The organism is Haloprofundus salilacus (assembly GCF_020150815.1).
GTDB lineage: Archaea > Halobacteriota > Halobacteria > Halobacteriales > Haloferacaceae > Haloprofundus > Haloprofundus salilacus.
This window is the reverse complement of the sequence record NZ_CP083723.1, coordinates 252,513-278,516: the sequence shown is the minus strand read 5'-3', so window position 1 is coordinate 278,516 and position 26,004 is coordinate 252,513. Positions and strand designations below refer to the sequence as shown.

Here is a 26,004-nt window from a genome sequence, read left to right as displayed (position 1 = left end):
GGATGACCGCCGGATGACTCAGCCGTATTGGCGAATCACCGCGACGGCGACGAGCCACAACCCGGCCCCGAGCGCCGCACCGACGCCGTTGGCCGCGGCGTCGAGGAGGTCGAACTGTCTGGCGGGGATGAACCACTGGACGAGTTCGATGCAGAGTCCGTAGACCGCCCCGCCAAGAAAGCCGCCGGCGGCCGCTCGCTCGGTGCTCGGGGTGAGCGCGTGGGCGAGGGTCCCCGCAACGGCGGCGTAAGCGGCGGCGTGTAACCACTTGTCTGCGCCGACGAGTCCGAACGGACCGAGAGTCGGGACACCGTCGCCCGGCGGCGTGACAACGGAGGCGACGAAGACGCCGCCCGCGACAAAGAGGACGGCCGCCCATCGGAGACCGAGCGAGAGCGTCGATGAGCGAGCAGGAGTCTGCGAGGAGGCCGATGACATCGCCTCCGACTGGTTCCGCCGCCCGAATAAGCCTCCCGCTCCAGCGGCGACGGTGCGGGAGAGAGGGCCCGCGGTTCCGCGAAAAGGCGCAGACGGCGACCGGTGTAACCGAACACGGTTACGTTGGTGCGGCAACAGCTAACGAACTGGAGGCCTATTATAATCATAGTACCTTACAATGACTGAACTAGGCGGATTCCAAGACCACGTAGGAAGAGTCGACCTCACGTCGGGCGAGGTGGCCTACGAGGGTATCGACGAAGAGGACGCGCGCAAGTACATCGGCGCGCGCGGCCTCGGGGTAAAGTACGTCTTCGACGCCGGGCCGGACGTCGACCCGGACGGGCCGGAGAACCGACTCGCGTTCATGAACGGCCCGTTGACGGGGACGCAGACGGTAATGAGCGGCCGCATCGCGGTCGTCACCAAGTCGCCGCTCACCGGCACCGTCACCGACTCCCACCACGGCGGTTGGTCCGGCGCGCGACTGAAGTGGTCCGGCTTCGACGGTCTCGTCTTCGACGGCAAAGCCGAGGAACCGGTTTATGCGTACGTCGAGGACGGCGAGGTCGAACTCCGCGACGCTTCTCACCTCTGGGGGGAGGGCGTCCACGACACCATCGAAGCCATCGACGACGAAGTCGACGGCTCCGTCGGCAAGAACGTCTCCGTGATGGCCATCGGTCCCGGCGGCGAGAACGGCGTGCGCTACGCCTGCATCGTCAACGAGGACGACCGGGCGTCGGGTCGCGGCGGCACCGGCTGCGTGATGGGTTCGAAGAACCTCAAAGCAGTCGTCGTCAAATCCGGCACCCGGATGCCGAAACCCGCGGACCCCGAGACGTTCCAGAAGGGCTACCAGCAGGGGATGCAGGCGATCCAGGAGTCCGACGTCACCGCGCCGAACGAGGGCGGGCTCTCGATGTACGGGACGAACGTCCTGATGAACATCACCGAGGAGATGGACGGCCTCCCAACGAAGAACGCGAAGTACACCTCAACGCGGAGCTTCTCCGAGAGCGAGGGGACGACCATCGACGCGGAGGAGGTCTCCGGCGAGAACGTCCGCGAGAACATCCTCGTCGACGAACCGACGTGTCACTCCTGTCCGGTCGCCTGTAAGAAGGAAGTCGAGGTGACGACGATGCACAAGGGTGAGGAAATGAACGTCCGCATGGAGTCCTACGAGTACGAGTCGGCGTTCGCGCTCGGCCCGAACTCCGGACACACCGAGCGCGACGATATCGCGCTCATGATCGACCGCTGCAACGACATGGGCGTCGACACCATCGAGATGGGCAACATGATGGCCATGGCGATGGAGATGTCCGAGGAGGGCAAACTCGACGACGTGGGGACGCTCGACTGGGGCGACTCCGAGACGATGGTCGACATGATCGAGCGCGTCGCCCAACGCGAGGAGGGCCTCCCGGACCTGATCGCCGAGGGCGCGAAGCGCATCGCCGACGAGAAGGACGCTGAGGAGAACTCGCTGGCCGTCAAGGGTCAGACGATTCCGGCGTACGACCCGCGCTGCATGAAGGGCATGGGCATCGCCTACGCCACCTCGAACCGCGGGGCGTGCCACCTGCGCGCCTACACCCCGGCCGCCGAGATTCTCGGCATTCCGGAGAAGGTCGACCCGTACGCGTGGGAGGGGAAGGGCGAACTCACCGCCACGTTCCAGGACCTCCACGCCATCTCCGACAGCTTCGACATCTGCAAGTTCAACGCCTTCGCGGAGGGCATCGAGGAGTACGTCATGCAGTACAACGGCATGACGGGTCTCGACGTGACCGAGGACGAACTCATCGAGGCGGGCGAGCGCGTCTACAACCTCGAACGCTACTACAACAACCTCGTTGGCTTCGACGGCTCCGACGACTCGCTGCCGGCGCGCTTCCTCGACGGCGAGGGCGGCGTCGCCGGACAGGGCGCCTCCGAAGGCGAGTTCTGCGAGCTCGACGAGATGAAGGAGGAGTACTACGACCACCGCGGCTGGGTCGACGGCGTCGTCCCCGACGAGAAACTCGACGAACTCGGAATCGACGTCGGTCCCGGCACGGGCGTCAGCAGCAGCAGCGACTCCCCTGCCCCCGCCGACGACTAAGCGAGCTGTCGGAATCTGAACTTTTTTGCGAGGCTCGCGGGACCGAGAGCCATGAGCGTGCGCCCTCCCACCGACGGCTAGTCCCGGAGCGACTCCAGTACGACAACAGGCGACGGCAACGGTGAGTCGGAAGCCGACGAGTCGGAAGTCGTGTTCAAACGAGCCGCCGTCTTCCTCGGCGTCTCCTCCTTGTCGCCTTCGCAGTCGTCAGTCCGGGGTCGCTGGTCGCACTCGCGAACGTGCTCCCGCTACTCGCTATCGTCTTCCTGCTCTACCGACTCGTCCAAGAAATCGCCCGCGTTGCCGACGCACTTGAACGATAGCGAGCGACGACTACGAGAGTCGTTGTGGCGACAGTCACGGAAGCGACCGACAGAAAGATTCAGAACCGAACGTTTTTATGAAACCCATATGACAGTCAGGACGTGAGTTCCCACCAGTCCCCGCCCTCCGTCTACGACCTCCTCAACAGCGTCGGTCTGTACGTCGTCGTCGCCCTCGTGGTTCTCCTCCTCCTCTCCATCCTCGTCTTTCAGGAGTTGCTCATCGTCGTCTGGTTCCTTCTCGCGTCAGTGTCGCTGTACTTCGTCTACAGGTTTCTCCTCGCGTTCGAGCAAATCGCCGACGCCGCACAGCGGTTCACCGCCGTCCGTGAGCGCGAGGCCGAGGACCGCCCGTAAACTGCTCACGTCTCGGCGGGCCGCTGCGGGTTGAACCGCAGTTCCGCGCGGCGGGCGAGCGCCTGGTTCATCCAGTCGTAGTCCAGCGGCGTCTCGTCGGTGACGACGAAGCGCGCGAGCAGTCCCGACACCTCTTCGCGGTTGACCAGGCGCGTCCGGTCGTCGTCCAGCGGTTCGAGTTCGAAGGTGTGTCGACCCGTGAACAGTCCCGGGACGCCGAGACTCCCGACCCACTGCAGGGTGCGTTCGGGGACGAGTTCGGTCACCTCGCAGCGGAGCGCCGAGTTTCGCCGCCCCGTCGGTTCGACGTGGATTTTCACGATGCTTCCTTCGGCCACTTCGCCGCTCGCCTCAGTGATATACGGGTTCCACTCGTGGTAGGCGTCGAGGTCAGTGAGCACGTCCCAGACGATGCTCGGCGGGGCCTCGATGTCGATAGAAGTGTGTACGTGCTTCATAAACTACGAAGATAGGCTCTTCGAGCGAATAAGCGTCGCGCGTCGGCGTACGGTTGAAAGCGACGACGGCGGAGACGAAGACGGCAACGACGACGGCGGAACTGGTGACGACGACGGCACGGGCAAAAGTGAAAGCGACAATGGAGACGATAACAGTGCGATTTTTGGTACTCGGTAGCTCACCACGTACTGTGAGCGCAGAGAAATCGACTCGGCCGGGCAAGTCGACCGAGGAACTCAGGCGCATCTATGGCGACGCCGCGGGGCAGTTCGACCGCGCGGAACCGCTCGACCGCCTCCTCCTCGGCCGGAGTCGCCGCCGTCTCTTCACGCGGGCGAGCGGCCGCGTTCTCGACGTCGGGTGCGGGACGGGGGCGAACTTCCCCTACCTGCCCGCGGGTGTCTCGATCACCGGCGTCGACCTCAGTCCGGAGATGCTCGAGCGGGCGCGTCATCGTGCCGACGAACTCGGACTCGACGTGACGCTCGAAGAGGCGGACGCCGCGAACCTCCCGTTCGACGACAACAGTTTCGACACAGTCGTCTCGTCGCTGTCGACGTGTACGTTTCCCGACCCCGTCGCCGCGCTCGGGGAAATGGCGCGCGTCTGCGAGGCGGACGGTCGGATACTGCTGCTTGAACACGGGCGGAGTCACGTCGAACCGCTCGCCAAACTGCAGGACCGCCTCGCCCCGTGGCACTTCGAGCAGATGGGCTGCCGGTGGAACCAGGTCCCCGCCGACGTCGTCGCGGAGGCGGGGTTGGCCGTCGAAGGCGTTCGACGGCGCTATCTTGGCGTCGTCACAGAACTCGTCGCCGAACCGAGCCGGTAGTCAGAGCCGTCCCGCCGGTCGGTCGACGAGGCGACGTTTCTCGGGCGCAGTCGCGACGACCGGGAGCAACGCGGCCGCGAGTACCGAGGTGACGATTGCCACGAGGACAATTATCGTGTAGAGCGCTGGCGTCAGCAGGCCGAGGGAGAGACCGATAGTCGCGACGACGATTTCGAGTGCGCCGCGGGCGTTCAGTCCGACGCCCATCGCCAGCGCGTCGCGGCGGCCGAAGCCGGCGACGAGCGCGCCGCCGGTGACGCCGACGAGTTTGCCTACGGTGGCGACGATAAGCAGCGCCGCACCGACGAGCGCCACCGCCGGATCGACCAAAAGCGAGAGGTCGGCTCTGAGTCCCGCGGTGCCGAAAAACAGCGGGGCGAACACACCCAACGAAACGTCTTCGAGGACACGACGCGCTTCGACGTCGAGCGCGTCGCGACCGACGGCGACGCCGGCCAGCAGCGCGCCGAGCGTCGCCTCGAAGCCGAACGCGGCGGTCAGAGACCCCGCGCCAAGGGCGAACGCGGCGACGACTGCAACCTGCGTACGCGGGCCGGCATCGGTGGACCCGGCCCGCCGGAGTATCGCCGACGCCCCACGCCGACCGACGGTGAAGGCGAACGCGGTGAACAGACAGAGCGTGAGCAGCGAAACGCCGACGGCGTCCACGTCGAACCGGCCGCTCTGGACGAAGCCGATGACGAGCGAGAGCAGGAGCCAACTGGCAAGGACGGTGAGCGTCGCCGACGCGAGCATCACCTGTCCGACGGGTCGAGCGGCGAGGCCCGTCTCAACGAGGATGTGAGCGATGACGGGGATGGCCGAGATGCTCATCGCCGTCGCGAGAAAGAGTGCGAGACCGAGTCGATCGGTCGGGTCGACGACGAGGAACGCCGGGAGCAGCCCCGTGACGCCGAGACCCAGCGCGAACGGCACCGCGACGCCTGTCGTCGAGACGAGTGCGGCGCTGCCGGCCCGCCGTCGCAGTCGGTCGATGTCCATCTCCAGTCCCGTCGTCAGCAGGAGGAAGACGACGCCGAGCCACGAGATGGCTTCGAGGAGGTGGAACTGTTCGGCGGTCGACGGAAACAGCGTCTCAAACGTCCCCGGCGCGACGATGCCCAGAAGCGACGGGCCGAGGACGATGCCGGTGAGCAGTTCGCCGACGACCGCCGGCATCCCGACGACCCGGGCGAGTCGACCCAGAAGCAGCGCGACCGAGAGGATGACGAACAGCTGGGCGAACAGCGTCAGGAGTACCTCGCCCTCCAGCGGCGCTATCACGGGGATTCGTTCGACGAGCGGACGCTTAGTTCCGAGTCCGCGTCGACTTGACAGTCCGTGCGAGTTATAGGAGAAACTGCAGCGCCCACAGCGCGCCCATCCCGACGCCGATGGTCGCGAGCACGCTCTCGGTTCGCCACGCGACGACCGCAGCCACCGCACCCGCGAGCAGTCGCTCGTTGGTGAGCGTGCCGACGACTGTCGGTTCTATCGTCACGACGGCCGGGAAGACGAGCGCGGCCAACACCGCAGGCGGGACGTACCGAAGCGCCGCACTGATGCGCGGCGGAACGGTCCCGGCGGACGCCGACCCCTCCGCTTCACCGGAGCGGCGTTCGAGCCCGCCGAACAGCGCGATGAACGAGAAGCGAATCGCGAACGTCAGCACGCCGATGGCGAGGACGACGGCCCACACCGTCGTCGCCGGGTACGACGTGGTCATCGCCGACCACGCTCCGCGAGGAGTCCAGCGACGATACCTGCCGTCGCCCCGACGAGCAGGCCGAGGTTCAACGGCAGACCGGCGGCGACGACGGCGACGACGCCGCCGCAGACGCCCGCCGTAATTGTCGGAACGTCATTCATCGCCGGGACGAGAAGCGCCAGAAAGACCAGCGGGACGGTGAAGTCAAGCCCCCAACTCTCGGGAACGCCAGTTCCGAGGACGAGACCGGCGACGGTTCCCAACTGCCAGACGACCCAGAGGCTCACCCCGACGCCGAGATAGTACCAGCGGCGGTCTGCGGTCGACAGTGCGTCGGTTTCGGCGGCGGAAGCGTCCGACTCGCCCGACCCGGACCCTCCGGTCGCGTCGTCAAGCGCACCGTAGTGCGCCACCGAGAGTGCGTACGCCTGGTCGGTGAGAAAGTATGCCAGAAACGCCTTCGAGCGACCCGCCAGCGACCGGAAGTACGGCGCGATGGAAGCCGAGTACATCAGCATCCGGAGGTTGATGACGACGGCGGTGAGGACAACGACCGCAAGGGTGGCGTCGTCAGCGAGCAGTTCGATCGTCGCCAACTGCGACGCGCCGGCGAAGACGAACACCGAGAGACCGACCGCCTGAAGCGCCGACAGCCCCGCGTCAACGGCGGCGACGCCGAAGACGACGGCGAACGGGACGATGCCGAGAAACAGCGGCAGCGCGTCCCGGACGCCGGCCCGGAGTTCCGTGGGAACGTTCATGTACACTCTCGGAACACCGGCAGGGAAACTACTGTCTATCCGGCAACGAGTGTCACCAACGACGGCTCTGCCCCGACTTCACGCCACCGAGTTTCCTCTGACTAAACGCCGACGACCGCGGCTTCCCTGATTTCGAGCGCCGAGCCGAACTCCTCTCGGCGGTCGCTCCGCCGCCCGAGTCGACGCAACTGCTCTTCGTGGGTTCGGCGGAGCGCGTCGGCTTCTCTTCGGTCGAGACCGAGTCGCTCGCCGACCTCGGCCCAGTGGCCGGTCGACACGAAGAACGCCGCGTACTCGTCGGTCTCGTCCACGAGTTCGTAGCTTCGGCGGTACTCCTCAATTCGTCCGCCGAGGTCCGCCTGCGCTCGCGTCAGAAGCGTCGGGAGGCGTTCCGGCGGTACGCTCGCTTTCGCGCCCGCCAGCAGCATGATCTGGCCCTCGATGGGGACGTCTTCGATGTCGACGACGGCAGATTCGGCGTCGCCGGCGGGCGCGTCGGAGTCGTCCTCTCGATTCCCGTTTCGGTCGTCGGTCACGTCACCCTCCGGCGCGCATCGCCTTCTGGGAGAACTGCTCGACGAGCGGATCGAGCGTTTCGGTGTCGCCCTCGAAGACGAGTGTCACCTCGGTGATGTCGAGCGTGGGACCGATGTCGACCTTCTGCGAGGAGAACGTCGCTTCCCAGTCGTCGCCGACGACGCGGTTCTCCTCGACGCGTTCGCCGCCGAGGTTCGTCAGGTAGTGCGCGGCGAGGCGCTCGGAGATACCCCGGAACGACTTCTCGACGGTCTTTGTCGCTCCAGCGGTGCGCTCGTCGCTCATCTCAGCCTCCGGCTACCGGGGGGAAGACGCTCAGCGTGTCGCCGTCCTCCATCGTCGTCTCGATGCCCTCCATGTGCAGCACTTCGCGGCCGTTCTTCAGCACGTTTATCTGCGGTCTGAGGTCACCGTCTTCGAGCAGTTGGCCGTCGAGTCCGTCGAACTCCGTTTCGAGCGCCGAGAGCACGTCGCCGACGGCGAGGTTATCGTCGTACTCGCGCTCGATGGTCTTCTGTCCGACGGCCTCGCGAAACGTCGCGAAGAACCGCAGTTCGAGTCGCATAGTCGCAGAAAGCGTGGTATCGGTAAAAAGCTGTGCCGGGCGGCAGTTCGCGCGCCCGAGCGCCCCGCTCTCGGTCACAGCAGGAGACTCACCGCCATCGCCACCAGAAACAGTCCGATAGCGGCGACAATGAGCGCGTTCGAGACGTTTCGCACTCGCGCCGACGACGTTCGGGGGTCGGGCGCGGAGTCCCGCGTCACCCACATCACACCGCAGACGCCGCCGATCGCGACGAGCAGTACCGCCACCACGTACACCGTGTTCAGTATTCCGGCCATGTGTGAAGAGTTCGCATGGCAGACACAAAAACGGTACGGCGACAGCAGCGGACGGGTTGCGAGACCGGCTCGGCGACCCGAGTGGGAACTTCGCAAGTCGACGACGTGCCAACATATATCGGAGTCGGTAGCCGAGAGTGAACCATGCGGATGGAACTTCGGGTGTGCAAGCACTGTTTCGAGGGCGAACACGGGAACCCGCAGAAGACGGCCGTCACGGAGGATATGGTGCGCTGTGCCCGCCGCGTCCGCGAGTACAAGGACCTCATCGGTCTCGACTCGCTGTACGTGACGATGGTCGAGGAGGGCGACCCCGGCGGCGCGGAGGAACTACCCGCCATCGTCGCCCGTATCGAGAACGACCAGATATCGCTCTCGGACACCCAGCTGGTGATGGAGGACGACGACGGCAACATGCTCGTCTACCCCGAACCGAAGGACGTCCTCGAAGTGCTGACGCGCAACATCGACCAGATCAGCCAGCACACCAGACAGGACGTGACCGTCGAACTCTCGACCGAGGGCGCGGAACTGCTGTCGGCGTGAGGCGAGACACACCGCGTACCGAGTGAATTCGGCGGTCAGTGCAGGGGGAACGCTCATAACAAACGGAGAGAACAGTCGACCGTGTACCAAGCGCCCTCCCCGACGCACGGTTACGTGCCCGTCGTTGTCGCGTTCTGGCTATACCTTGCAGTCGCCGGAGCCGTCGCGCTCGGCGCGCTGGAACTCGGCGTCTCCGATGGCGGAGCGCTTCTGGTCTTCTTGTTCTCGGCGGCGGTTCTCCTCAAACCGTTCGTCCGCGTCTTTCGGCGATTGACGCCGAAGAGACGCCGCGAAGAGTAACTCTCCGGGGGACGACAGCAGTCGACACAAATTGCTTCGACGAACAACCGCAGTTTCACCCTGTTGTACGAGAATCGCGGAGTAATTCTCGGATGAGGTGTGAGCGGAAGCCGCGGAGCGGCTGAAATGAACGACGAATGCTTTTGGTCCGAGAGCAGGAGCTTCGCGTCTGCGAAGCCTTCGTGGCTAAGCCGAAGAGAAATTTTGTCGAGGGGCGGCGAAGCCGCCCCGCAGCGCAAAAGTGGGTGTTCTAGTCGTCGTTCGGCCGTCCACCGTCGGTAGCGGCCGGCGCGCGGGCCTCTTCCTCCAGTTGCCGCTGCCAGCGGACGCGCATCAGATTGCCGTACATCTGCAGCGCCATCCCGATGAACAGCACCAGAATCCCGACGTTGATGCCGACGGTCAGAAGCAGGTCTGTCGGCCCGCCACCGACGGCGAGTTCGCGCGGGACTGGGTAGCCCTCGTCGAAGATACTGCCGACGAGCACGCTGACGATGCCGATGACGGTGAGCACGCCCATGACGTTCGTCGCCCACCCCCACGACGGCGCGAGGCTGAGCTGGCTGATGCCCGTCGAGTCGTGGTCGGTGTCGGCGTGCTCCTCCGGAATCAGCTTCCGGGGGATGAACGCTTTCACCTCGACCGGGTAGAACGCCGGGTGGAAGCCGTGCTCGAAGATGTGGAACATCACGCCCATCAGCATGATAACGCCGAGCAGGCCGTGGAAGACGACAAACGCCATCGCTGCCGTCTTCGTCGCGAAGTACTGCATCACCCCGGTCTTGCTCCAGATGAGCAGCCCCGAAATCGTGAGCAGCGTCAGTTCGATCGAGAAAATGTAGACGACGCCCTTGCCGATGTACGACAGCAGCGGCACCTCGTCGGATTTGTAGCCGGCGAACTGCCGGGCGTTCGGGTGGCGCTCGTCGGCCATCCCGAGGACGAACTTGAAGTCCTGAATCGCGGCGGCCACATCGTCGGGCCCTATCAGAATCTGTCGGAAGTTGCCGCGGCCGGTGCTCGTCGTTATCATCATCAGCATCCAGAAGACGATGAGCACCACGAGACCGAGACCCGCGATGCGGTGGACCGCAGTCACGCCGGTGCTGCCGCCCATCAGCGTGACGAGCCACCAGAGTTCGTCGTTGAACATCAGTCCGTACCCCGAGAAGAACAGGATGAACACGTCCAGCGCCAACAGCGTGTGGAACGTCGTCGTCATCCGGGTGAACTTCCCGTGGTCTAAGTTCGTCATCGATCGTCACCTCCCGGGTCGCGGGCGGTGTTGTCGGCGCTCGCGTTCGCGCCGCCGGCGACGTTCGCGCCGTCGCTCGGTCGGCCGCCGTCGGCGACGGCGTCCGCATCGGAGTCGTAGCGCGCCGGTTCGCCAGGTTGCCGCATCCGCGAGGCGAGGCGGCGGAACGCGCCCCAGTGGACGAACACCATGACGAGGATGAAGATACCCATCAGCACGTCGGCCGCGTGGACGAACGCGATGAGGAAGTCGAGCGCCGGAATCGTGTTGCCGGCGCGCCAGTCCGCGCCGATGCCGCCGCCTTCGACGGTCGGACCGACGCGGAACAGCGCCTCGGCGTTGTAGGCGAACCCCGACGCCCACCAGACGACGACCGCGGTGACGGCTATCGCGATGACCGCGTTGACGGCTATTGCCAGCACGCTGTAATCTCTCGTCTCGGGCAGCGAACGGCTCATTGGAACTCCCTCGCGCCCTCCTCGCCGAAGATGATCTCCATCGCCTCCTGATTGAAGAAGGAGGCGCTGCCGCGCTTGTCGAGTTCCTCGGCTATCTGTCCGGTCGTGCCGACGAGGATAGCGTCGGTCGCGCACTCCTCGGCGCAGGCCGGACCTTTACCGACATCCTGGCGCTCCTCGCACATCGTACACTTGTCCATCGTGCCGCCGGTGCCGAACAGTTTCGCCGATCCCTCGTCGGCATCGGGGAACTGCGGCGCGCCGAACGGACACGCCGACAGGCAGTACTGACAGCCGACGCAGAGGTCGTCTCGGACCTCGACGAAGCCGTTGTCCTTCTTGAACAGCGAATCGGTCGGGCAGACCGAGACGCAGGGGGCGTTCTCGCAGTGGTAACACTGCATCGGCACGCTCGTCTCGCCGGGCGACTGCCCCTGCTTGAGCGCCTGTGCGCTGTTGGCATTGAGGCCCGCCGCGGCCTCCTTGCCTTCGAGCATCGTCGAGATGCTGATACGCTGCTCGTTCCGCGGAACGTCCCACGTTCGTTTGCAGGCGACGACGCAGCCGCCGCAGTCGATACACGCCTCCACGTCGGGGAAGATTCGCGCGTCCTCACCGACGCTCATGACGCCCTGGCCCATCACTTGTTTCGAGTTGTTTGTTGACATAGCATTACCTCATTGAACAGTTTTCGAGTCACGGACGTCGAAATCTTTCTGCAGGCCGACGCCATCACGGTCCTGCGGGAACGTGAGGTCGGTATCCATATTTAGCCTCTCGAGCAGGTCGGTAGTCGCCTTCTGGATTTTCACCATCGCAGGCTTCGTTTCCTGCATCTGGGTCTCGACATCGTACCCGCGGGACGTGATGAGATTCACGCTGTCCCCGATGGCGAACGGTGCCATTCCGTCGGGGTACTTGTCCTCTAGACTCTTCCCGTGGTAGACACCACCCCAGTGGAACGGCAGGAACGTCTCTTTCTCGTTCGGTCGATGGGTTACCCGCGCCTTCACGAGGATAGACCCCCGGTCTGTCGTCGAGACGACGACAAGGTCACCACCGTCGATGCCAATTTGCTCGGCCAGATTCGGATGAATTTCGGCGTACATGTGCGGCTGAAGGTCGGCTAGGAAGATGTTCGAGCGCGACTCGGACCCACCACCCTGATGTTCGACCTGGCGTCCGGTCGTCATGATGATGTTCATGCCCTGCTTTTGCGCCGCCGTAGTCGCTCGTTTCTGGACCTCCGCATTGTTCTGGTCAAGCCGATAGAAGTTCGTCTGCTTACCATTTGCGGGCCACTTTTCAACCAAGTCCGGGCGCGGACTCTCGACCGGTTCGCGGTGGACGGGGACGGTGTCCAAGAAGTCCCAGGCGACACCGCGGGCACGCCCTCGACCGGTCGGTGGATCAGGCTGCTTGACGTCGAACGGCTCGTACTCCTTCGGGTTGACGTCGGCGCCGCGCTTCTTGAGCTCCTTCGCAGCATCGTAGGGCGATTTGTCCGCTCGAAGCGCGTACTCGTACGGAATCGAAAGCGAGTCGGGATTCGTGACATCCTTCGGCCACGCAGTGGAGAAGTTGGGGTACTCCGGAACGCCCTTTATCTCCTTGCCACCATACCAGTCCGGGTTGTACGGCGCTCGAAGCATTTCTAGACCTTTCTGGCCTTGCTGCTTCACCGTCTCCTTGAACGGGTACTCTTTCTGAATACCCTTTTCGTCGCTCATCTTCTTCCACTCTTGCGGCGTCGGCGCTTTCGTTCCCCAGCGGGCGCGGAAGTCTTGGCCGCCCTCGCGCGGGTCGATATCAGCGCGCCAGATGATGGGCGTACCTGGATGTCCTTCACCCCAGCACGGCCACGGGAGCTGCCAGTACTCGCCGCTGACCGGGAGCCCAGGCTTGTCGACCTTTAGGTCTTCCGTGCTGAACGCCCAGTCGTACTCGTACTGGCGCTGGAGACGCTCGGGATCTTGCTGATAGCCAATGGTGCGCACTCCGAGATTGATTTCGCGGAGCGCATCCTCGTAGGTGGAACGCCCGTTGAACAGGCCGTTTCCGCTTCCCCAGTCGAAATGCTCGCCGAATCCGAGCGCGTCGGCGAACAGTTGGATGATCTCCATGTCCGTCTTGGAGTTGTGGCCCGGCGGTCGGACGGGGTTGCGCCACTGCACCGAGCGGTGGGAGTTGGTAACGGTGCCGTGGTGTTCGTACTGGCTCGACGCCGGTAATAGGATGACGCCGTCGTCGCGGTTGTGCATCACCGACGCCAACGACGGGAACATGTCCACGACGACCAGCAGGTCGAGGTTCTCCAACGCCTTCTTCTGCTGGTCCATCTCGCTGATGGAGTTCGTGGAGTGTCCGTCGTAGATGGCCGCCTTCACCTTGTTCGGCTGGTAGAGTTCGGACTGGTTCAGCCGGTCCTTCTTGTCGAGGGCTGCCTCGAACCACCGGGCGACGGTGAGTCCGTTCTGGAGCATCATCGATCGGCTGGTGATCGCGAGGCCCTCGTTCTCGAAGGTGGACTCGGAGCCGCCCTGCGCCTCGTACTTCTCCTTCGACATCATCTCGAAGCGATCGTACATCTCTGATATGGAGATGCTCCCGCTGGTCCACGGGCTCTCGTTCCAGACGTCGGTCCAGTAAGCCCACGACCCCGGCGAGTCATTGGAGTAGTACCCCGGAAGGATGTGGCTGTTCGGGCCGAGGTCGGTCGCGCCCTGGACGTTCGAGTGGCCGCGCATTACCTGCAATCCGCCGCCGCTGCGGGCCGCACAGCCCGACCCGAGGCTCGTCAGCGCGTACGAACGGATGTTCTGGGTCCCGTTGTTGTGCTGGGTTCCGCCCATCGCCCACTCGATCTGGACTTTCGGCTTGTTCTCGATGATGAGGTCGCCGAGCTCCTGGATGTCATCCTTGCTCACCCAAGTGATGTCTTCGACTGTGTCGAGGTCGTATCTGTCGAGTTTGGCGTCGACGTCGGGCCACCCTTGGACCCGGTCGTTGATCATCTGCTGATCGAGTTCGCCCTGCTCGCGAAGGTAGCGGATAATCCCCATCATCAGCGCAACGTCCGTACCGGGACGGATACGGTAGAAGTAGTCAGCGTGTGCCGACGTCTTCGTGTACCGGGCGTCGACCGAGACGATCGTGCCGCCGCGTCTCTGACCCTCGAGGATGTGTTGCATCGCGATTGGGTGAGCCTCGGCGGGGTTTTGCCCGATGATGATGTCGAGGTCGTAGTTCCGGTAGTCGTTTATCGTGTTCGTCATCGCACCGTAGCCCCACGTGTTTGCGAGACCGGCGACGGTCGTGGAGTGGCAGATGCGCGCTTGGTGGTCGACGTTGTTTGTTCCGAAAAACGCGGCGAGTTTACGGAAGGCGTACGCCTCCTCGTTAGCGTGGTGGGCGCTTCCCAGCCACATGACACTATCCGGGCCGTACTCGTCGCGGATACGCAGGAGTTCGTCGCCGATTTCGCCCATTGCTTCGCCCCACGAAATCTTCTTCCACTCGCCCTCTTCGAGTTTCATAGGGTGTTTCAGTCGTTTCGGCGAGTGTTCACTGCCGTAAATCGCTGCACCTTTCGAGCAGAGCGAACCGTTATTGACTGGGTGTTCGAACCACGGTTCCTGGCCGACGAACGCGTTGCCCTTCCGCTCGCCTTTGAACCCGCAGCCGACGGCGCAGAAGTTACAGATCGTCTTTACAAGTTCCCCTTCCGTATCTGCGCCGTCCTCTTCGTCACTTTCGCCCTGAGCGAGCACCTGACCTGTTGCGCTTCCTCCCAACGCGAGTGCGCCGGCGAGCGCGCTAGCCTTCATGAACGACCGACGGTCGAGATCCAGCGAAACGGGTTCCGAACTCATGGTCCCCACCTATCTTTCAACTGCGGTGATTGTCCACTGTTATCTATGCACATGCTCAAATGTCCGGCATGTTTAATAATGAGTGTTATGGTGGAACTGGGATACAGTCGCCAGTTATTATCGTTCCCTCTATTAATTCTTCGAGTAAGAGAAAATGCACGAAATACAAGACGGCATGAAGAATTGTCGGAGAAAAGAATAGAATTCGCTACTCTACGGTTCGGTGACGCGTTTCGGTACCGTTGGCGAAGTGAACTCCGAAGAGATCGACTCAGACCGCCTTTAGATCATAGTCTCACGGGAACACTTGGACCGCTCGCCGTAGGCTAAGCGGTGATCCGCTAGCGAAGATTCGATCAGATGTTGAGAGCTGCTACTCTCTTGACCGAATCGCTCGCTCGATTTCCTCCCAGTCGAATTTGATGTCACCGTCGACTTGGGCATCGTTGATTTTGTGTGGGGCAGAGCCGTGATCCCAGAGCTCAAACCCGGCGTACGTCTGGGTTCCGACGCTCGGTCGCCAACCGCTGTCTTTGTGTGTCATACTTTAACATAGACTGCCAGTGGTTTAGGCGTTACCCCGTCTTTCAGCGTGAACTACCCCACCCTACCGCTCTCCTTTTGGCTCACGCTTGAGGGTGGGGCTTCCTGTTTCCACGGAATCTGGCGAACGCGCTTTGCAGACACCGAGGTGTCCACAGCGAGCGCAGTCTCCACAGGCGTTAACGAGAGCAAAGCTCTCGTTCGCACATCAGAATCGCCTTGCGATTCTGAGGACGTTGATTCGGAGCGTCCCGCTCCTAACCGCTTTTTGATACCGCGAGAAAGAATGTTCCACGCCGCGTTCACATCTCTATCCGCCTCAAACCCACACGCCGGACACGAGTGTTCGCGCACCCACAGCGGCTTGTCCGTCGAAACGCCGCAGGACGCACACTCTTTCGTCGTTCCGTGCGGATTCACGGTGACGAAGTGCGTTCCTTCACGTTCGCACTTGTATTCGAGCAACGAGAGGAACGTTCCCCACGCTGCACCTGCTCGGTTCCGCGAGTTGCCCGGTAGTTCGACCAAGCCTTTCGCATCCAAGTCCTCGACCGCCACGAGGTCGTACTCTCGGGCGTAGTAGTTCGAGAGCTTGTGGAGGAAGTCACGACGCTTGTTCTTCAGGTCGCCGTGGCGTTCGGCCACGACACGGCGTTGTTCCTCCCAGTTGTTCGACCCGTGTTGTTTCCGCGAGAGGTCGCGCTGTGCGCGTTCCAACCGCTCGCGCTCGTCGGACAGGTCGAGCGATTCGACCGCAGTTCCGTCGGTGTCGTGGGCGTACTTGAGTATGCCAACGTCGATACCGACACACCGCTCGGGATTCTCCGGTTTCGCGGGCGGGTCGTCCGGGGTTTCGACGCCGAGGATGGCGTACCACTTGCCGGTGGGTTCGCGTTTGACCGTGATGGTCTTGATTTCGGCGTCGTCGGGAACGTCGCGGTGGAAGGTGATGGGGATTTCTCCGAGTTTTGAGAACCATAGTCGCGTTCGACCGCTCGTGTTCTTGAGCTTGAAGCCGGACTGACTGTAGGTGAAACTGCGGTACTCGCTCGGTGCCTTCCATTTGAGCGTCCCAACGCGGTAGCCGTTCCCTTTTCGCCCTCGGAGCGTCGAGAGGTTGTCGTACAACCGCTGTACGACTTTCTGTAGGACTTTCGAGTGAACGTCTCTCAGGTCGTTCCACCACTTCTTGAGACTCGGCAGAAGTTTCTGTTCGGAGTACGCCGAAGTGTCGTCGTTTCGGTTGAGTCGGTAGAGGAAGTGGTTGTAGACCTGTCTACAGGTATCGACAGTCCACGCTAACTGTTCTGCGAGAGCGTCGGACGGTCGGAGTCGATACCTGTAGTTGTAGTTCACGAGCGTTCTTCGATGAGTTCATCAAGTTTCTCTTGGACGAACGAGGACAGACTCAGGTGGTTCTCCTGAATCCACTCCTCTTGATCGTCGCGGATAGAGATGGTCTTGCGCGTTGCCACACCATAATTTATGCAAACCACGTACTAAACGGTTGCGATTACGTGGGGCTGTGGGTTGAGTGTCGAACGTGTCCGAGAACTGTGCGGCGCTGTATCCCCTCCCTACTCGCTCGCTTCGCTCGCTCGGTGAGGAAGGGGCCTTAGCGCCTCAATTCAGGTAATTCAAGGTGGTACCTCCGACTTCAAGAAGCGAACGTAGCGAACGAGTTGGGTGGGGTAGTTTACTTGCTACTCAACGAGCGGTCGGCGGGCTCCGATTGTGGCTACCATGACCACCGTGGCTGGCCCAATAACGTTCCAAAACCACGGAGTTCTTCTGTCAACTCTCTCCCTGAAGAGATATTTCGTTTATTTTGAATCCTGTCGGCGCGCAAAGGCTTTCATGTGTGGTAAGCTATCACACGAGTATGAACGTCGGCGCCTTTGTGTGCTCCTGCGGCGACACCTGCGACATCGACCTCGAACGAACGCGAGACGGCGTCCGCGACGTGGACGTGGTCGCCAGCTCGACGCTGCTGTGCGAAGACGGTCTCCCCGCGATGGCACAGCTCGTCGACGAGTACGAACTTGACCAGTTGCTCGTCACTGCACCCGACGATGGCTGTCAGCGCCGCTTCCGGGCGCTCGCTGAGGAGAAGGGGCTCCATCCGGAGGCCACCTCGTTCGTCGACCACCGCGCGGGCGCGGGCTGGGTCCATGACCGCGACGCCGCGACTGACAAGACCGCCCGCCTGTTGAACGCGCGTCGCGCCGGACTCGAACACGAGGCGGCGAGTCGGAGCGTCACCCAAGACGCCGGAGACGCCGTCGTCGTCGTCGGCGACGCCGAGACGGCCGCCGCGCTCGCAGACTCCGCCAAGGTGACGCTCGTCGCCGACGGCCGCGATTTCCACGATTCGGACGTCGATCTCTCGGATGTGACCGTCGAACGCGGGCGCGTCGTCGGCGTCGAGGGTGAGTTCGGCGAGTTTCGACTCACGCTCCACTCGGAGGTGACAGACGACTGCGTCTCCTGTATGAAGTGCGTGAAGGAGGGTCCTGAGGGGATGTTGACGCGCTACCCGGTCGACATCGACCCCGATGCCCCTGGCGGCGAGTGGGAGCAGTGCTGTCCAACAGACGCTATCGACCGCTCCGGCATCGAGCGGGCTATCGAAGTCGACCAAGTGGTGTATCCCGAGGGCTCGTCCGCGGCGCGCGGCGGCCGACTCGGCTACTACACCGGCCCCGTTGACGCCGGAACTGTCGCCGCCGTCGAGAGTCTACTCGGCGGCGTCACAAAGCCGAAGCATCTCGACCTCGACCTCGACGTCTGCGCGGCGGGCGAATCCAGCCAGCAAGGCTGTACCGCCTGCACCGACGCCTGCCCGCACGACGCCGTCCGACGGCCGACCGTTGACTCCGTCGAGTTCGACGAGGTGGCGTGTCAGGACTGCGGCGCGTGCACGAGCGCCTGCCCGACGGGCGCGACGATGCTCCGCGAACCGTCGAACGAGCGCCTCGCCCGCGAAGTGGAGGCGCTTCTCGACGTGGAGGAGCAAGGCGGCGGCTGGCTGTTCAGCAGAGGCGAGAAAGGCATCGAGACGCCCGTCGTCGCCTTCGTCTGCTCGGAGCGTGCCGCCGACGCGCTCCGCGCCTACGGCCGCCGCGCGGCGAGCGGAACCGACCTCACCTACCCGCCCGTCCTCCCCGTCTCGGTGAACTGCACCGACACCGTCGGCGAGGCGCACGTGCTCCACGCGCTCGCCGCGGGAGCCGACGGAGTCGCCGTCGTCGGCTGCGGCGACAGCTGTCTGCACTCCGGACCGGACCCGAAAGCCGAACTGGTCGAGCGACTGAACCGCGCGACGGCCGACCTCGGCCTCGGCGACAGAACCGCGTTCTTCGCGCCCGACCCGGCCGAACACGAATCGTTCGTCGCCGAATTGGAGGCGTTCGTCGACGGCCTCTCAGAGACGCCGATTCCGGCGGGCGAACACCGCGCGACGGGCGTCGTCCGCGACGATAAGCCGAACCCGGCGTTCAACACACACGATTGGGCGCTCGAAAGCGTCCGCGCCATCGTCGCCCGCACCGACCCCGACCGGGACGTGATTCGAGGGCTGGAGACGTTCGGACTGATGGACGTGAGTGAGGCGTGCAACCTCACGCCCACCTGTTCGACGCTCTGTCCGACCAACGCCATCCGCCGGACCGACGACGGTGACCTGCAGTTCAGCCACGAGGACTGCGTCAACTGCGGGCTATGTGAAGAAGGCTGTCCGGAGACGGCCATCACCATCGAAACCGGGTTGGATCTCGCTCGCCTCCCCGAACGCAACAGCGGCGAACGCTGGGAGACGGTATACGAGGGCGAGATGGTCGAGTGCGTCCGCTGCGGGAAACCGTTTGCCAGTCGGGGCTCCATCGAGAAAGTGAAAGGCGAGGTCGGCGACGTGGTCGAAGGAATTGCGCCGGGCGCCGACGCCAGCGTCTTCGACTACTGCGGAGACTGCCGTGCACGCCTCCTGTTCGAGAACGGAGGTGCCCAGTGATGGACGACGCCGCCGTCTACGACGCCCGCCTCGAACTCGTGGATTTTGTCATCGAGGTGTTCTGGGACGTACCCGACGAGACGTTCGTCGCGAACTTACTCGGCGATGGCCTCCAGTTGCCGGACGCGAAAGTCAACACCTCGTTAGACGAGGGGTTCGACCTGCTCAGAACGTTCGTCGCGAACAACGACGGACGCGACCCGGCAGCGGTTCGAGATGAACTGGCGCAGGAGTACACGCGCGTGTTCGTCGGGCCGCGCCCGCCCGTCCTGGCGCACGAGACGTACTACCGCGATGACACCGACTTCATCGGTGAGGGGCTCGCGCAAGTCGAAGCGAGTTACGCCGCCGCGGGGTGGAAGCCGCCGGAGGAGTACGGTGAGGAGAACGACTTCATCGCCGTCGAACTCGCGTTCCTCCGGTACCTCGTCGAGCGGCAGTTTCATGGGGCGGAGGAGGCGTTCGGCTACGAGCGCGTGTTCCTCGACGAGCATCTCGCGACGTGGCACGAGGCGTTCGTCGACGACGTGCTCAACGAGACGGAGGAACCGCTGTTCCGGGCGGCGGCGCTCGTCTTCGCCGGTTTCGTCGAGTTCGAGGACGAACTCGTCGCGCAGATGATCTCCTAACTCGTCGCGCAGATGGTCTCCAAACCGGCCGCGCCGCTCACGGTGCGTAAGTACCGATTGTCAGCCAGCAGCCGAGCACAAGAACGACTTGCTGAGTCTCCGCCCCCCATCAGATCCGCAGAGCGGAAGACGCTGACAATCGAATCGGCGTTCGCCTTCCCCTGTAGAAAACCTGATTCCATAACAGATTGGGACGCGATCGAACGCGGTGCCGTCGACGTGGCAGCGACGCTCAACCTCGGTCGGCGATGTCGACGTGGCAGCAACGCTCAGCGTCGGTCGGCGGCGTAGACGACGCCGAACCCCGACGCGACGGAGAGACAGAGAAACGCCATGGTCACGGGCATCAGCAGGCTCATCGCCTGCTCCATACGGAAATACCATTCCCACGTCGCGTACGACTCGGCGACGATGGCGACGACGGCGACGCCCAACACAGATAGGCAGAGACCGACGACGGAGACGACGGCGAAGCGCCGAAGCGCGGTGACGTAGCGGCTACGCATCGAACCACCACCGCGAGACGAGTAGCGTCGCCGTCAACGGAATCAGCGGGAGCAGCAGCGCTCCGACGAAGACGCCCATGTAGCTTATCGTCGATTCGAGATGTATCGCCCAGTGCCACGTCCCCTTCAGTTCGGCGATGACGGCGACGGTGCCGACGACCAGAAGCGAACAGCATAGCAGCGTCGCGAGCGAGTACACCGTTACCCGGAGGTAGTAGAGCGTCGTCTCGGCGCTCGGCGCAACGGCCGCCACCGACCGAGAAGCGCCGCTCACGAGACGTACTCCCCGTACGCGCGGTAGGCGTCGTACGCGACGAATCCGAGGACGACGGCTCCGAGTCCGAGCGAGAGGAGGGCGACTTCCAGCGGAAGCGGCCCGTTGATGCCGGTCGCACCCTGCACGTGGAGTGGTGTCGGAAGCATCGTTGTCGAGAGTTGTGCGAGCGAGCGAATAAATGTACTGTCGGTGGGAGTTTCGGACCGACGACGTGACAGTTCTCCGAGGCGACAGACAGCTTTTTGCGAACAGCGGTACTGAGCTACCAGACGCCGTGGTTTCACGACGCACCGCGCTCAGTCATCTCGCGGTCGTGACAGGAACCGTCGGTCTCTCGGGCTGTAGCCGCCTCCTCGACCCGGCGACCGGCCCAGGCGTCGACGGCCTCTCGGCCAATCCGCGCAGCGACCGCCTCCCGGACCGCCAATTCGCCCAGAACGAGTACCTACCGACCGACGACGTGGGCAACCACCTGCAGGCGCGCTACCGACGTATCCTCCTGTTAGACCTCCAGCGAGAGCCGTCGGTCGAAGACGCGCGGACCGTCGAACAGGCGATGCGGACGCTCGAAGCGGCGTACAACTGGCACCACGAGGGTCTCTTTCACACGTTGGCGTGGGGGACGAACTACTTCGAGCGCATTGGCGAACTCTCGCGCGTCCCCATCGACCCGCCGCAAGTGCTGTCGCGGACCGACGACCCCGATCTCCAGTCGTTCGACGCCGCGCTCGTGTTGGAGAGCGACCTCCCGTCGCACCTCGCAGCTGCCGAGAGCGCGCTGTTCGGCTCCCGAAAGCGCCTCGGCGGCGAGTCGGTCGACCACCGTCTCGGCGACGTGTTCCGGGTTCGCGGGCGTCGAACCGGCTTCCTCGGCGAGGGACTCCCCGCGGAACACGCCGACGCCGAGGGCGTCCCCGGCGACGCGCTGACCGGCGACGAGCAGATGTTCATGGGCTTTTTCTCCGGGCGCAATCGGACACAACCCAGAGAGGAGAGCGTCGCTATCCCCAATGGGCGATTCGTCGACGGGACGACGATGCACCTCAGCCGCCTAACGGTGAACCTCCGCGACTGGTACGGCACGCTCGACGAAAACGAGCGCATCGCGCGGATGTTCTCCCCGGAGTTCACCGAGGACGACGTGGCGAAATTCACCGACGACGTACCCTTCTCGAATCAGGTCCGCGAACACGCCCGCGACCACGACGTCGTCGGTCACCACGAGAAAGTCGCGCAGGTCCGCCGCGACGACACCGACGAACCGTTAGTGCTGCGACGCGATTTCAATACCGTCGACGGCGGTAAACCGGGCGTCCACTTCGTCACCTTCCAGCGGAAACTCGACCACTTTCGGCGGACGCGAAAAGCGATGAACGGCTGGTACGTCCGCGACGATAGCCCGGACATCACCGACCGCGAACACAACGGGATTTTGAACTTCATCCGCGTCACGTCGCGAGCGAATTTCTACGTCCCCGCGCGGAACGACCGCTCGTTCCCGCTGCTGTGAATTGTTCGCAGTCCCTCGATTGATAGTTGGTGCGTTGAGCGACGTGGTTCGCCGCAATAATCCGTCGAGAGGGTCACTTCGGCGGCGCGCTCGATGGTCGCTTTGCATCGTCGTCGAGAAAGACGCGGGCGAACAGGTCGACGTGGAGGCCCAACACCGTCGCCTCGTCGACGCCGGTGTTCTCCGCGTGTTTCGACAGTAACTTGGCCAACTCGTCGCTGGGATCGTAGCGAAGTTCGCCGTCTTCAACCGTGAACTCAACCTCGTGTACGCCCGAGACGAGATGTTCGACTTCCAGAAGCGCCTGTTCGGCTTTCACTTCGAGTGCGTCTTCGGTCTCCATGAGGCGGATATCGGCCCACTCCTCGGCCGCCTCGTGGAACCGATCGCTGAGCGGGACGACGAGCGTCAAAACGACACCCCTCCCTCGTCGGCGAAGGCGACGGTCCAGAGCGTCTGCTCCTCGCAGACCGGACAGCGCATCGTCAGCGACGACTCGTCGAAGCGCCCGAACTGTCCGAGTTGGCCGCACTCGGTGCACTCGAACTGCGTCATCTCTCCGGCGGCCACGTGCTCGGCGCAGGGTCGGACTCGCCGAGTTCACCGAAGAGGACGAGCAGGACGCCGACGAAGACGACCATCACGACGATTCCGACGAGCCCGCCCATCGCGCCCGTCCCGAGCGTCGGGGTGGTCCACGCCAGCGGCGATTCGACGAGCGAGAACACTCGTAGCGCGGTGAGCGTCAGCCACGCCATCGCGGCGAGGATGCCGAACGTGAGCACCCACGATTGGCGGAATCCATTTCTGAGACTCATACTGTGTGCTAGTGCGTGTCGGAGTCACAAAAGTTTACGTCTAGTTTCAGGCGTTCCGGCGGTTCGTCGCCTCGCTGCCGCTCTCGGAACAGTCACTAGTGCGGTCGTCGTCACTGCCGCTTGACGCTGCTGTCGTCGCTCCCGCTGACATCGCCGTTCTCGCCGCCGCCGTTCTCTCCGCTTTCGTTCCCGTCGACGAGCGGCCACCCAGCTTTTTCGGCGGCCGTCTCCAGGGGGACGAACTCCCACCCGCTCTCCTCGGCGATGTAGTCGTCGACGCCCGCGACGCCGACGACGACCATCCGCTCGGCGAAGAACATCGAGCGTTCGTCGATACCAGCCAGTCGCTCCGCCGGGCCGGTGCCAGTGCCGTTGAAGAAGTCCGCGTCGACGACCGACTCGCGCTGGAACTTGGTGATGACGTGCGCGTCCACGTCGCCGACGATACCGAGCCAGTCGGTCCACCCTTCGGCGTCGGCGAACGCGGCGGCGGGGTTCTCCAGCCGTTTCACCGCTTCGTACGTCAGCGCCATCGTCATCTCGGAGGGACCGCTGCCGTGCGGTCCCGTCGGTTCCGGTTCCGTTTGCTCGCCTTCGGCCGCGGCGTCGTCATCGACGCTTCCCGTCGCCGCGCCGCCCGCGCCGCCGCCCTGGATGGGGATGCCGACCGGAGCGTCGTCGTTCGTCCGCGGAACCCGTGGAATCGCGCTGTGGTCGGCGTCGGAGTCCCGGGGGGTCGCGCCGGAGTCGGAGGCCGCACCGGAGGCGGAGGTCTCGGGATCGAGCGTCTCGGAGTCGGAAAGCTCAGTATCTGCGTCGGTTAGTTCGGCACCGGTTTCGGCCTCGTTCTCGCCCTCACCGTCGCGGGTCTCCAGTGTCTCGTCTTCGGGGTCGCCCTCGCCCTTCCAGAACCAGTCGCCGCGATTCGGTTTCTCCGCGTCGCTGTCGGTCGATACGTCCAGTTCGTCGAGGTCGATGCTATCTGTCATCTGTCTCGTGTTCGTTGTCCGCGGTGGTCGTGGTCGGTCCGTCCGCCCCTGCGGGGTCGGGAGTCGCCGTTTCGTCCGCCAGCGGCGTTTCGTCGTCGACGACGCTGCCGAGACCGAGCCGCTCGACTGTCGCTCGGGTCGGGCGACCGTCGGGTCCCCAGCCGCGAACGGCATAGTAGGCGTCGAGCAGTCGCTCGAACGTCTCGGGGTCGACGGCGCGTCCGGCCGCCGGGCCGTCGGTAAGGGGTCGGCGCAGCGCCTCGGGGAGCGCGTCGTCGCTCCGGTCGAAGCCTTCGCGCACGTTGAACAGGCGGACGAGCGTCCAGATGCGCTCGCCGGTTCGGCTCAGTTCCTCGGCGTCGTGCGGGAGACCGACCGCGGCCAGCCACTCCCGGCCGAGGTCGTCCCACATCGTCTCGCCGACGAAGTCGTCGACGACGAGGCTCCACAGGACCGAGCGAATGGTCTGCGCTCCCGCGACGGCTTCAACCGCGTCGGCGTCGTCCCACGCCTCGAACACCTCGCGCTCGACCGGACGGGCGCGGCGGTGGCAGGCCCCCCGGTCGCTCGTCGCGTACGCCAGCGCCATCCCGACCGCTCCGCGGGGGTCGTACGATGGCAGTTCCATCGATTTGACCGTCGGCACGAGGTCGTCGCCGCCGTACCGGCGCGCGGCGTCGGCGACGCCGTCGGCCAGCGCGTTGGCCAGTTCGCCGTCGCGCGAAGCGATGGCGACGAGTAGTCGCCGCGCCGCCTCGTCGTCGCCGAACCGAACGTCGGTCTCGACGAGTCCGGCGTCATCGGCGCGGACGGCCCACGCGACGGCGTTTCCGGCGCTGATCACGTCGACGCCGAGGCGGTCGCACGTCGCGCCAAGCGCCGCAACGGCGTCGAACTCGTCGACACCGAGTCCGGCCCCGAGCGTCATCGGTGCGGCCCCACGCGGGACGCTTTCGTGCTCGCCGTCGTCGGTCGGAACGCGGAACCCGCCGGGGGTGGCGTCGTCCTCGCGTTCTCGACCGACGGCGGCCTCGCGGGCGGCCTCGATACCAATGTCGTCGGCCTCCTCGAACCGACCGCGCTGCCAGCCCTCGGTGGCGAGCACGCCGACTTCGTTGGCGAAGTCGACGCTCTCAAGCGTCTCCCCGGCCGCCTGCCAACGCCCCGTGTTGTGGTCGCCGTAGGCGCGCTCGTACCGGTCGCGCACGTCGCGAAGTGCGGGCGGTATCTCGGGGGCGTCGCCGCGTGCGACGACGGCTTTCAGTCGTTTCGACCCCATCACCGCGCCTGCACCGCCGCGTCCGGCGTGGTGGTTGCCGCCGTCGGAGGCGATGGTGGCGTAGGCCACTGTCGACTCACCCGCCTGGCCGATGCAGGCGACTGCGGCGTCGGGGAACGCTGCGTCCGTCTCGACGGTGTCGCGGCCCCACAGGTCGTCGGCGGGTTCTATCGTCGCCGCGCCGTCGTCGACGACGAGGGTGACCGGCCGCTCCGCGCGACCGGTGATGAGGACGCCGAGACAGTCGTCTAGCGACCCGGCGAGGCGTTCGGGGAACGACCCGCCGCTGTAGGAGTCGAGAAAGCCGCCGGTGAGCGGCGACTTCGTCACCGCCGCGTAGCGCGTCTCGCCCGGGAGATATCCCGAGAGCGGGCCGAGCATGAAGGAGAGAAGATTGTCGGGACCCAGCGGGTCGACGCCGGGGGCGAGGTCGGCGTAGAGGTAGCGTGCGCCCAACCCCTTCCCGCCGAGGTAGTCGCGTCGCCACTTCTCGGGGACGCGCTCTCTCTCGACGGTCTCCGCCGAGAGGTCCACCCGCAGCACGGTGTCGCGCATGGGGGTTGTCATCTGGTTTATAAATGATGCTTGGTAGCAATAAGCGTTGGCGGCGCGGCCCGGCGCAAGAGGCATACCTCATCCCCTCGA

At 64.4% G+C, this 26,004-nt stretch carries 31 protein-coding genes and 1 pseudogene; 8 read left to right on the top strand and 24 right to left on the bottom strand.

Translation table 11 applies throughout. The features are described 5' to 3' along the window. Positions 1-18 precede the first annotated feature (18 nt). Complete coding sequence (locus LAQ58_RS01270; protein ID WP_224448816.1) at positions 19-438, bottom strand: VanZ family protein; 420 nt, start codon at positions 436-438, stop codon at positions 19-21. Between the two features lie 178 nt (positions 439-616). Here LAQ58_RS01270 and LAQ58_RS01265 point away from each other — a divergent pair, with 178 nt between their 5' ends. Together LAQ58_RS01265 and LAQ58_RS01260 are read left to right on the top strand one after the other, a co-directional pair. Continuing rightward, positions 617-2,548 (top strand): aldehyde ferredoxin oxidoreductase family protein, encoded by a 1,932-nt coding sequence (locus tag LAQ58_RS01265; protein WP_224448815.1) that lies wholly within the window; start codon positions 617-619, stop codon positions 2,546-2,548. Positions 2,549-2,973: 425 nt separating this feature from the next. Continuing rightward, complete coding sequence (locus LAQ58_RS01260; RefSeq protein ID WP_224448814.1) at positions 2,974-3,228, top strand: DUF8066 domain-containing protein; 255 nt, start codon at positions 2,974-2,976, stop codon at positions 3,226-3,228. 5 nt (positions 3,229-3,233) lie between these two features. Here the strand turns inward: LAQ58_RS01260 and LAQ58_RS01255 are convergent, their stop codons facing one another. After that, the gene (locus LAQ58_RS01255) at positions 3,234-3,686 is read right to left on the bottom strand and encodes an SRPBCC domain-containing protein (protein ID WP_224448813.1); all 453 of its coding nucleotides are present in this window, start codon (positions 3,684-3,686) and stop codon (positions 3,234-3,236) included. 191 nt (positions 3,687-3,877) lie between these two features. On the opposite strand from LAQ58_RS01255, the gene LAQ58_RS01250 reads away from it, so the two are divergent. Further along, complete coding sequence (locus tag LAQ58_RS01250; protein ID WP_224448812.1) at positions 3,878-4,519, top strand: class I SAM-dependent methyltransferase; 642 nt, start codon at positions 3,878-3,880, stop codon at positions 4,517-4,519. Here LAQ58_RS01250 and LAQ58_RS01245 read toward each other — a convergent pair whose 3' ends face one another. The 7 genes from LAQ58_RS01245 to LAQ58_RS01215 all read right to left on the bottom strand — a co-directional run bounded on the left by LAQ58_RS01245 (position 4,520) and on the right by LAQ58_RS01215 (position 8,368). Further along, complete coding sequence (locus tag LAQ58_RS01245; protein ID WP_224448811.1) at positions 4,520-5,803, bottom strand: cation:proton antiporter; 1,284 nt, start codon at positions 5,801-5,803, stop codon at positions 4,520-4,522. A 64-nt stretch (positions 5,804-5,867) separates the two neighbouring features. Further along, entirely contained in the window at positions 5,868-6,245 is a 378-nt protein-coding gene (locus LAQ58_RS01240; RefSeq protein ID WP_224448810.1) for an AzlD domain-containing protein, read from the bottom strand. Next, positions 6,242-6,988: an AzlC family ABC transporter permease gene (locus LAQ58_RS01235; protein ID WP_224448809.1), complete on the bottom strand. Its 747-nt coding sequence runs from the start codon at positions 6,986-6,988 to the stop codon at positions 6,242-6,244. Before LAQ58_RS01235 ends, LAQ58_RS01240 begins: the two co-directional genes overlap by 4 nt. 101 nt (positions 6,989-7,089) lie before the next feature. Then, the gene (locus LAQ58_RS01230) at positions 7,090-7,524 is read right to left on the bottom strand and encodes a DUF8048 family protein (protein ID WP_224448808.1); all 435 of its coding nucleotides are present in this window, start codon (positions 7,522-7,524) and stop codon (positions 7,090-7,092) included. A gap of 1 nt (position 7,525) precedes the next feature. Next, on the bottom strand, positions 7,526-7,810 hold the full coding sequence (locus LAQ58_RS01225; RefSeq protein WP_224448807.1) for a MoaD-like domain-containing protein: 285 nt from the start codon (positions 7,808-7,810) through the stop codon (positions 7,526-7,528). 1 nt (position 7,811) lies between these two features. Next, positions 7,812-8,090, bottom strand: coding sequence for a ubiquitin-like small modifier protein 1 (locus LAQ58_RS01220; protein ID WP_224448806.1), 279 nt, complete (start codon positions 8,088-8,090; stop codon positions 7,812-7,814). A 74-nt stretch (positions 8,091-8,164) separates the two neighbouring features. Beyond that, the gene (locus LAQ58_RS01215) at positions 8,165-8,368 is read right to left on the bottom strand and encodes a hypothetical protein (RefSeq protein ID WP_224448805.1); all 204 of its coding nucleotides are present in this window, start codon (positions 8,366-8,368) and stop codon (positions 8,165-8,167) included. 144 nt (positions 8,369-8,512) lie between these two features. On the opposite strand from LAQ58_RS01215, the gene LAQ58_RS01210 reads away from it, so the two are divergent. Further along, a complete protein-coding gene (locus LAQ58_RS01210) occupies positions 8,513-8,914 on the top strand; it encodes a hypothetical protein (RefSeq protein ID WP_224448804.1) in 402 nt (133 codons plus the stop codon). 81 nt (positions 8,915-8,995) lie between these two features. Further along, positions 8,996-9,214, top strand: coding sequence for a hypothetical protein (locus tag LAQ58_RS01205; protein ID WP_224448803.1), 219 nt, complete (start codon positions 8,996-8,998; stop codon positions 9,212-9,214). A gap of 250 nt (positions 9,215-9,464) precedes the next feature. Here the strand turns inward: LAQ58_RS01205 and LAQ58_RS01200 are convergent, their stop codons facing one another. The 7 genes and pseudogenes from LAQ58_RS01200 to LAQ58_RS18870 form a co-directional block, all read right to left on the bottom strand. Continuing rightward, complete coding sequence (locus tag LAQ58_RS01200) at positions 9,465-10,469, bottom strand: cytochrome b/b6 domain-containing protein (protein WP_224448802.1); 1,005 nt, start codon at positions 10,467-10,469, stop codon at positions 9,465-9,467. Beyond that, positions 10,466-10,927 (bottom strand): hypothetical protein, encoded by a 462-nt coding sequence (locus tag LAQ58_RS01195; protein ID WP_224448801.1) that lies wholly within the window; start codon positions 10,925-10,927, stop codon positions 10,466-10,468. The genes LAQ58_RS01200 and LAQ58_RS01195 overlap by 4 nt, the downstream gene beginning before the upstream one ends. Next, positions 10,924-11,595 carry a 4Fe-4S dicluster domain-containing protein gene (locus LAQ58_RS01190; protein ID WP_224448800.1) on the bottom strand — a complete coding sequence of 224 codons (672 nt, stop codon included), beginning with the start codon at positions 11,593-11,595 and terminating at the stop codon, positions 10,924-10,926. The genes LAQ58_RS01195 and LAQ58_RS01190 overlap by 4 nt, the downstream gene beginning before the upstream one ends. Positions 11,596-11,604: 9 nt before the next feature. Beyond that, complete coding sequence (locus tag LAQ58_RS01185; protein ID WP_224448799.1) at positions 11,605-14,799, bottom strand: formate dehydrogenase subunit alpha; 3,195 nt, start codon at positions 14,797-14,799, stop codon at positions 11,605-11,607. Between the two features lie 373 nt (positions 14,800-15,172). Beyond that, a complete protein-coding gene (locus LAQ58_RS01180; RefSeq protein ID WP_224448798.1) occupies positions 15,173-15,343 on the bottom strand; it encodes a hypothetical protein in 171 nt (56 codons plus the stop codon). A gap of 63 nt (positions 15,344-15,406) precedes the next feature. Further along, a pseudogene (locus LAQ58_RS01175) lies at positions 15,407-16,698 on the bottom strand (RNA-guided endonuclease InsQ/TnpB family protein). Further along, a complete protein-coding gene (locus LAQ58_RS18870; RefSeq protein ID WP_255594979.1) occupies positions 16,695-16,817 on the bottom strand; it encodes a hypothetical protein in 123 nt (40 codons plus the stop codon). The pseudogene LAQ58_RS01175 and the gene LAQ58_RS18870 overlap by 4 nt, the downstream one beginning before the upstream one ends. A 407-nt stretch (positions 16,818-17,224) precedes the next feature. On the opposite strand from LAQ58_RS18870, the gene LAQ58_RS01170 reads away from it, so the two are divergent. Together LAQ58_RS01170 and LAQ58_RS01165 are read left to right on the top strand one after the other, a co-directional pair. After that, a complete protein-coding gene (locus LAQ58_RS01170; protein ID WP_224448796.1) occupies positions 17,225-19,351 on the top strand; it encodes a hydrogenase iron-sulfur subunit in 2,127 nt (708 codons plus the stop codon). Next, positions 19,351-19,980, top strand: coding sequence for a TorD/DmsD family molecular chaperone (locus LAQ58_RS01165; protein ID WP_224448795.1), 630 nt, complete (start codon positions 19,351-19,353; stop codon positions 19,978-19,980). The genes LAQ58_RS01170 and LAQ58_RS01165 overlap by 1 nt, the downstream gene beginning before the upstream one ends. A 269-nt stretch (positions 19,981-20,249) precedes the next feature. Here LAQ58_RS01165 and LAQ58_RS01160 read toward each other — a convergent pair whose 3' ends face one another. From LAQ58_RS01160 to LAQ58_RS01150, 3 genes are read right to left on the bottom strand one after another with little or no spacing between them, the layout of a single operon-like run. Then, positions 20,250-20,486, bottom strand: coding sequence for a hypothetical protein (locus LAQ58_RS01160; protein WP_224448794.1), 237 nt, complete (start codon positions 20,484-20,486; stop codon positions 20,250-20,252). Continuing rightward, positions 20,479-20,760, bottom strand: a complete 282-nt coding sequence (locus LAQ58_RS01155) for a hypothetical protein (RefSeq protein WP_224448793.1) — start codon at positions 20,758-20,760, stop codon at positions 20,479-20,481. Before LAQ58_RS01155 ends, LAQ58_RS01160 begins: the two co-directional genes overlap by 8 nt. Then, positions 20,757-20,909 (bottom strand): hypothetical protein, encoded by a 153-nt coding sequence (locus LAQ58_RS01150; protein ID WP_224448792.1) that lies wholly within the window; start codon positions 20,907-20,909, stop codon positions 20,757-20,759. The genes LAQ58_RS01155 and LAQ58_RS01150 overlap by 4 nt, the downstream gene beginning before the upstream one ends. Before the next feature lie 128 nt (positions 20,910-21,037). On the opposite strand from LAQ58_RS01150, the gene LAQ58_RS01145 reads away from it, so the two are divergent. Then, positions 21,038-22,273 (top strand): DUF7405 family protein, encoded by a 1,236-nt coding sequence (locus LAQ58_RS01145; RefSeq protein WP_224448791.1) that lies wholly within the window; start codon positions 21,038-21,040, stop codon positions 22,271-22,273. A 73-nt stretch (positions 22,274-22,346) separates the two neighbouring features. Here the strand turns inward: LAQ58_RS01145 and LAQ58_RS01140 are convergent, their stop codons facing one another. From LAQ58_RS01140 to LAQ58_RS01120, 5 genes are all read right to left on the bottom strand, one after another. Beyond that, a complete protein-coding gene (locus LAQ58_RS01140) occupies positions 22,347-22,685 on the bottom strand; it encodes a hypothetical protein (RefSeq protein ID WP_224448790.1) in 339 nt (112 codons plus the stop codon). After that, complete coding sequence (locus tag LAQ58_RS01135; RefSeq protein ID WP_224448789.1) at positions 22,682-22,828, bottom strand: hypothetical protein; 147 nt, start codon at positions 22,826-22,828, stop codon at positions 22,682-22,684. Before LAQ58_RS01135 ends, LAQ58_RS01140 begins: the two co-directional genes overlap by 4 nt. Beyond that, positions 22,825-23,091, bottom strand: coding sequence for a hypothetical protein (locus tag LAQ58_RS01130; RefSeq protein ID WP_224448788.1), 267 nt, complete (start codon positions 23,089-23,091; stop codon positions 22,825-22,827). Before LAQ58_RS01130 ends, LAQ58_RS01135 begins: the two co-directional genes overlap by 4 nt. A 110-nt stretch (positions 23,092-23,201) precedes the next feature. Then, positions 23,202-24,080 (bottom strand): DUF7124 domain-containing protein, encoded by an 879-nt coding sequence (locus LAQ58_RS01125; protein WP_224448787.1) that lies wholly within the window; start codon positions 24,078-24,080, stop codon positions 23,202-23,204. Further along, positions 24,070-25,926, bottom strand: coding sequence for an aldehyde ferredoxin oxidoreductase family protein (locus tag LAQ58_RS01120; protein WP_224448786.1), 1,857 nt, complete (start codon positions 25,924-25,926; stop codon positions 24,070-24,072). Before LAQ58_RS01120 ends, LAQ58_RS01125 begins: the two co-directional genes overlap by 11 nt. Positions 25,927-26,004 lie beyond the last annotated feature (78 nt).

What these genes read in the sequence shown, in the direction of transcription:
- LAQ58_RS01270 (WP_224448816.1), bottom strand. Translation starts at nt 438, where the DNA reads ATGTCATCGGCCTCCTCGCAGACTCCTGCTCGCTCATCGACGCTCTCG.
- LAQ58_RS01265 (WP_224448815.1), top strand. Translation starts at nt 617, where the DNA reads ATGACTGAACTAGGCGGATTCCAAGACCACGTAGGAAGAGTCGACCTC.
- LAQ58_RS01255 (WP_224448813.1), bottom strand. Translation starts at nt 3,686, where the DNA reads ATGAAGCACGTACACACTTCTATCGACATCGAGGCCCCGCCGAGCATC.
- LAQ58_RS01240 (WP_224448810.1), bottom strand. Translation starts at nt 6,245, where the DNA reads ATGACCACGTCGTACCCGGCGACGACGGTGTGGGCCGTCGTCCTCGCC.
- LAQ58_RS01235 (WP_224448809.1), bottom strand. Translation starts at nt 6,988, where the DNA reads ATGAACGTTCCCACGGAACTCCGGGCCGGCGTCCGGGACGCGCTGCCG.
- LAQ58_RS01225 (WP_224448807.1), bottom strand. Translation starts at nt 7,810, where the DNA reads ATGAGCGACGAGCGCACCGCTGGAGCGACAAAGACCGTCGAGAAGTCG.
- LAQ58_RS01220 (WP_224448806.1), bottom strand. Translation starts at nt 8,090, where the DNA reads ATGCGACTCGAACTGCGGTTCTTCGCGACGTTTCGCGAGGCCGTCGGA.
- LAQ58_RS01215 (WP_224448805.1), bottom strand. Translation starts at nt 8,368, where the DNA reads ATGGCCGGAATACTGAACACGGTGTACGTGGTGGCGGTACTGCTCGTC.
- LAQ58_RS01210 (WP_224448804.1), top strand. Translation starts at nt 8,513, where the DNA reads ATGCGGATGGAACTTCGGGTGTGCAAGCACTGTTTCGAGGGCGAACAC.
- LAQ58_RS01200 (WP_224448802.1), bottom strand. Translation starts at nt 10,469, where the DNA reads ATGACGAACTTAGACCACGGGAAGTTCACCCGGATGACGACGACGTTC.
- LAQ58_RS01195 (WP_224448801.1), bottom strand. Translation starts at nt 10,927, where the DNA reads ATGAGCCGTTCGCTGCCCGAGACGAGAGATTACAGCGTGCTGGCAATA.
- LAQ58_RS01190 (WP_224448800.1), bottom strand. Translation starts at nt 11,595, where the DNA reads ATGTCAACAAACAACTCGAAACAAGTGATGGGCCAGGGCGTCATGAGC.
- LAQ58_RS01185 (WP_224448799.1), bottom strand. Translation starts at nt 14,799, where the DNA reads ATGAGTTCGGAACCCGTTTCGCTGGATCTCGACCGTCGGTCGTTCATG.
- LAQ58_RS01180 (WP_224448798.1), bottom strand. Translation starts at nt 15,343, where the DNA reads ATGACACACAAAGACAGCGGTTGGCGACCGAGCGTCGGAACCCAGACG.
- LAQ58_RS01170 (WP_224448796.1), top strand. Translation starts at nt 17,225, where the DNA reads ATGAACGTCGGCGCCTTTGTGTGCTCCTGCGGCGACACCTGCGACATC.
- LAQ58_RS01165 (WP_224448795.1), top strand. Translation starts at nt 19,351, where the DNA reads ATGGACGACGCCGCCGTCTACGACGCCCGCCTCGAACTCGTGGATTTT.
- LAQ58_RS01160 (WP_224448794.1), bottom strand. Translation starts at nt 20,486, where the DNA reads ATGCGTAGCCGCTACGTCACCGCGCTTCGGCGCTTCGCCGTCGTCTCC.
- LAQ58_RS01150 (WP_224448792.1), bottom strand. Translation starts at nt 20,909, where the DNA reads ATGCTTCCGACACCACTCCACGTGCAGGGTGCGACCGGCATCAACGGG.
- LAQ58_RS01135 (WP_224448789.1), bottom strand. Translation starts at nt 22,828, where the DNA reads ATGACGCAGTTCGAGTGCACCGAGTGCGGCCAACTCGGACAGTTCGGG.
- LAQ58_RS01130 (WP_224448788.1), bottom strand. Translation starts at nt 23,091, where the DNA reads ATGAGTCTCAGAAATGGATTCCGCCAATCGTGGGTGCTCACGTTCGGC.
- LAQ58_RS01125 (WP_224448787.1), bottom strand. Translation starts at nt 24,080, where the DNA reads ATGACAGATAGCATCGACCTCGACGAACTGGACGTATCGACCGACAGC.
- LAQ58_RS01120 (WP_224448786.1), bottom strand. Translation starts at nt 25,926, where the DNA reads ATGACAACCCCCATGCGCGACACCGTGCTGCGGGTGGACCTCTCGGCG.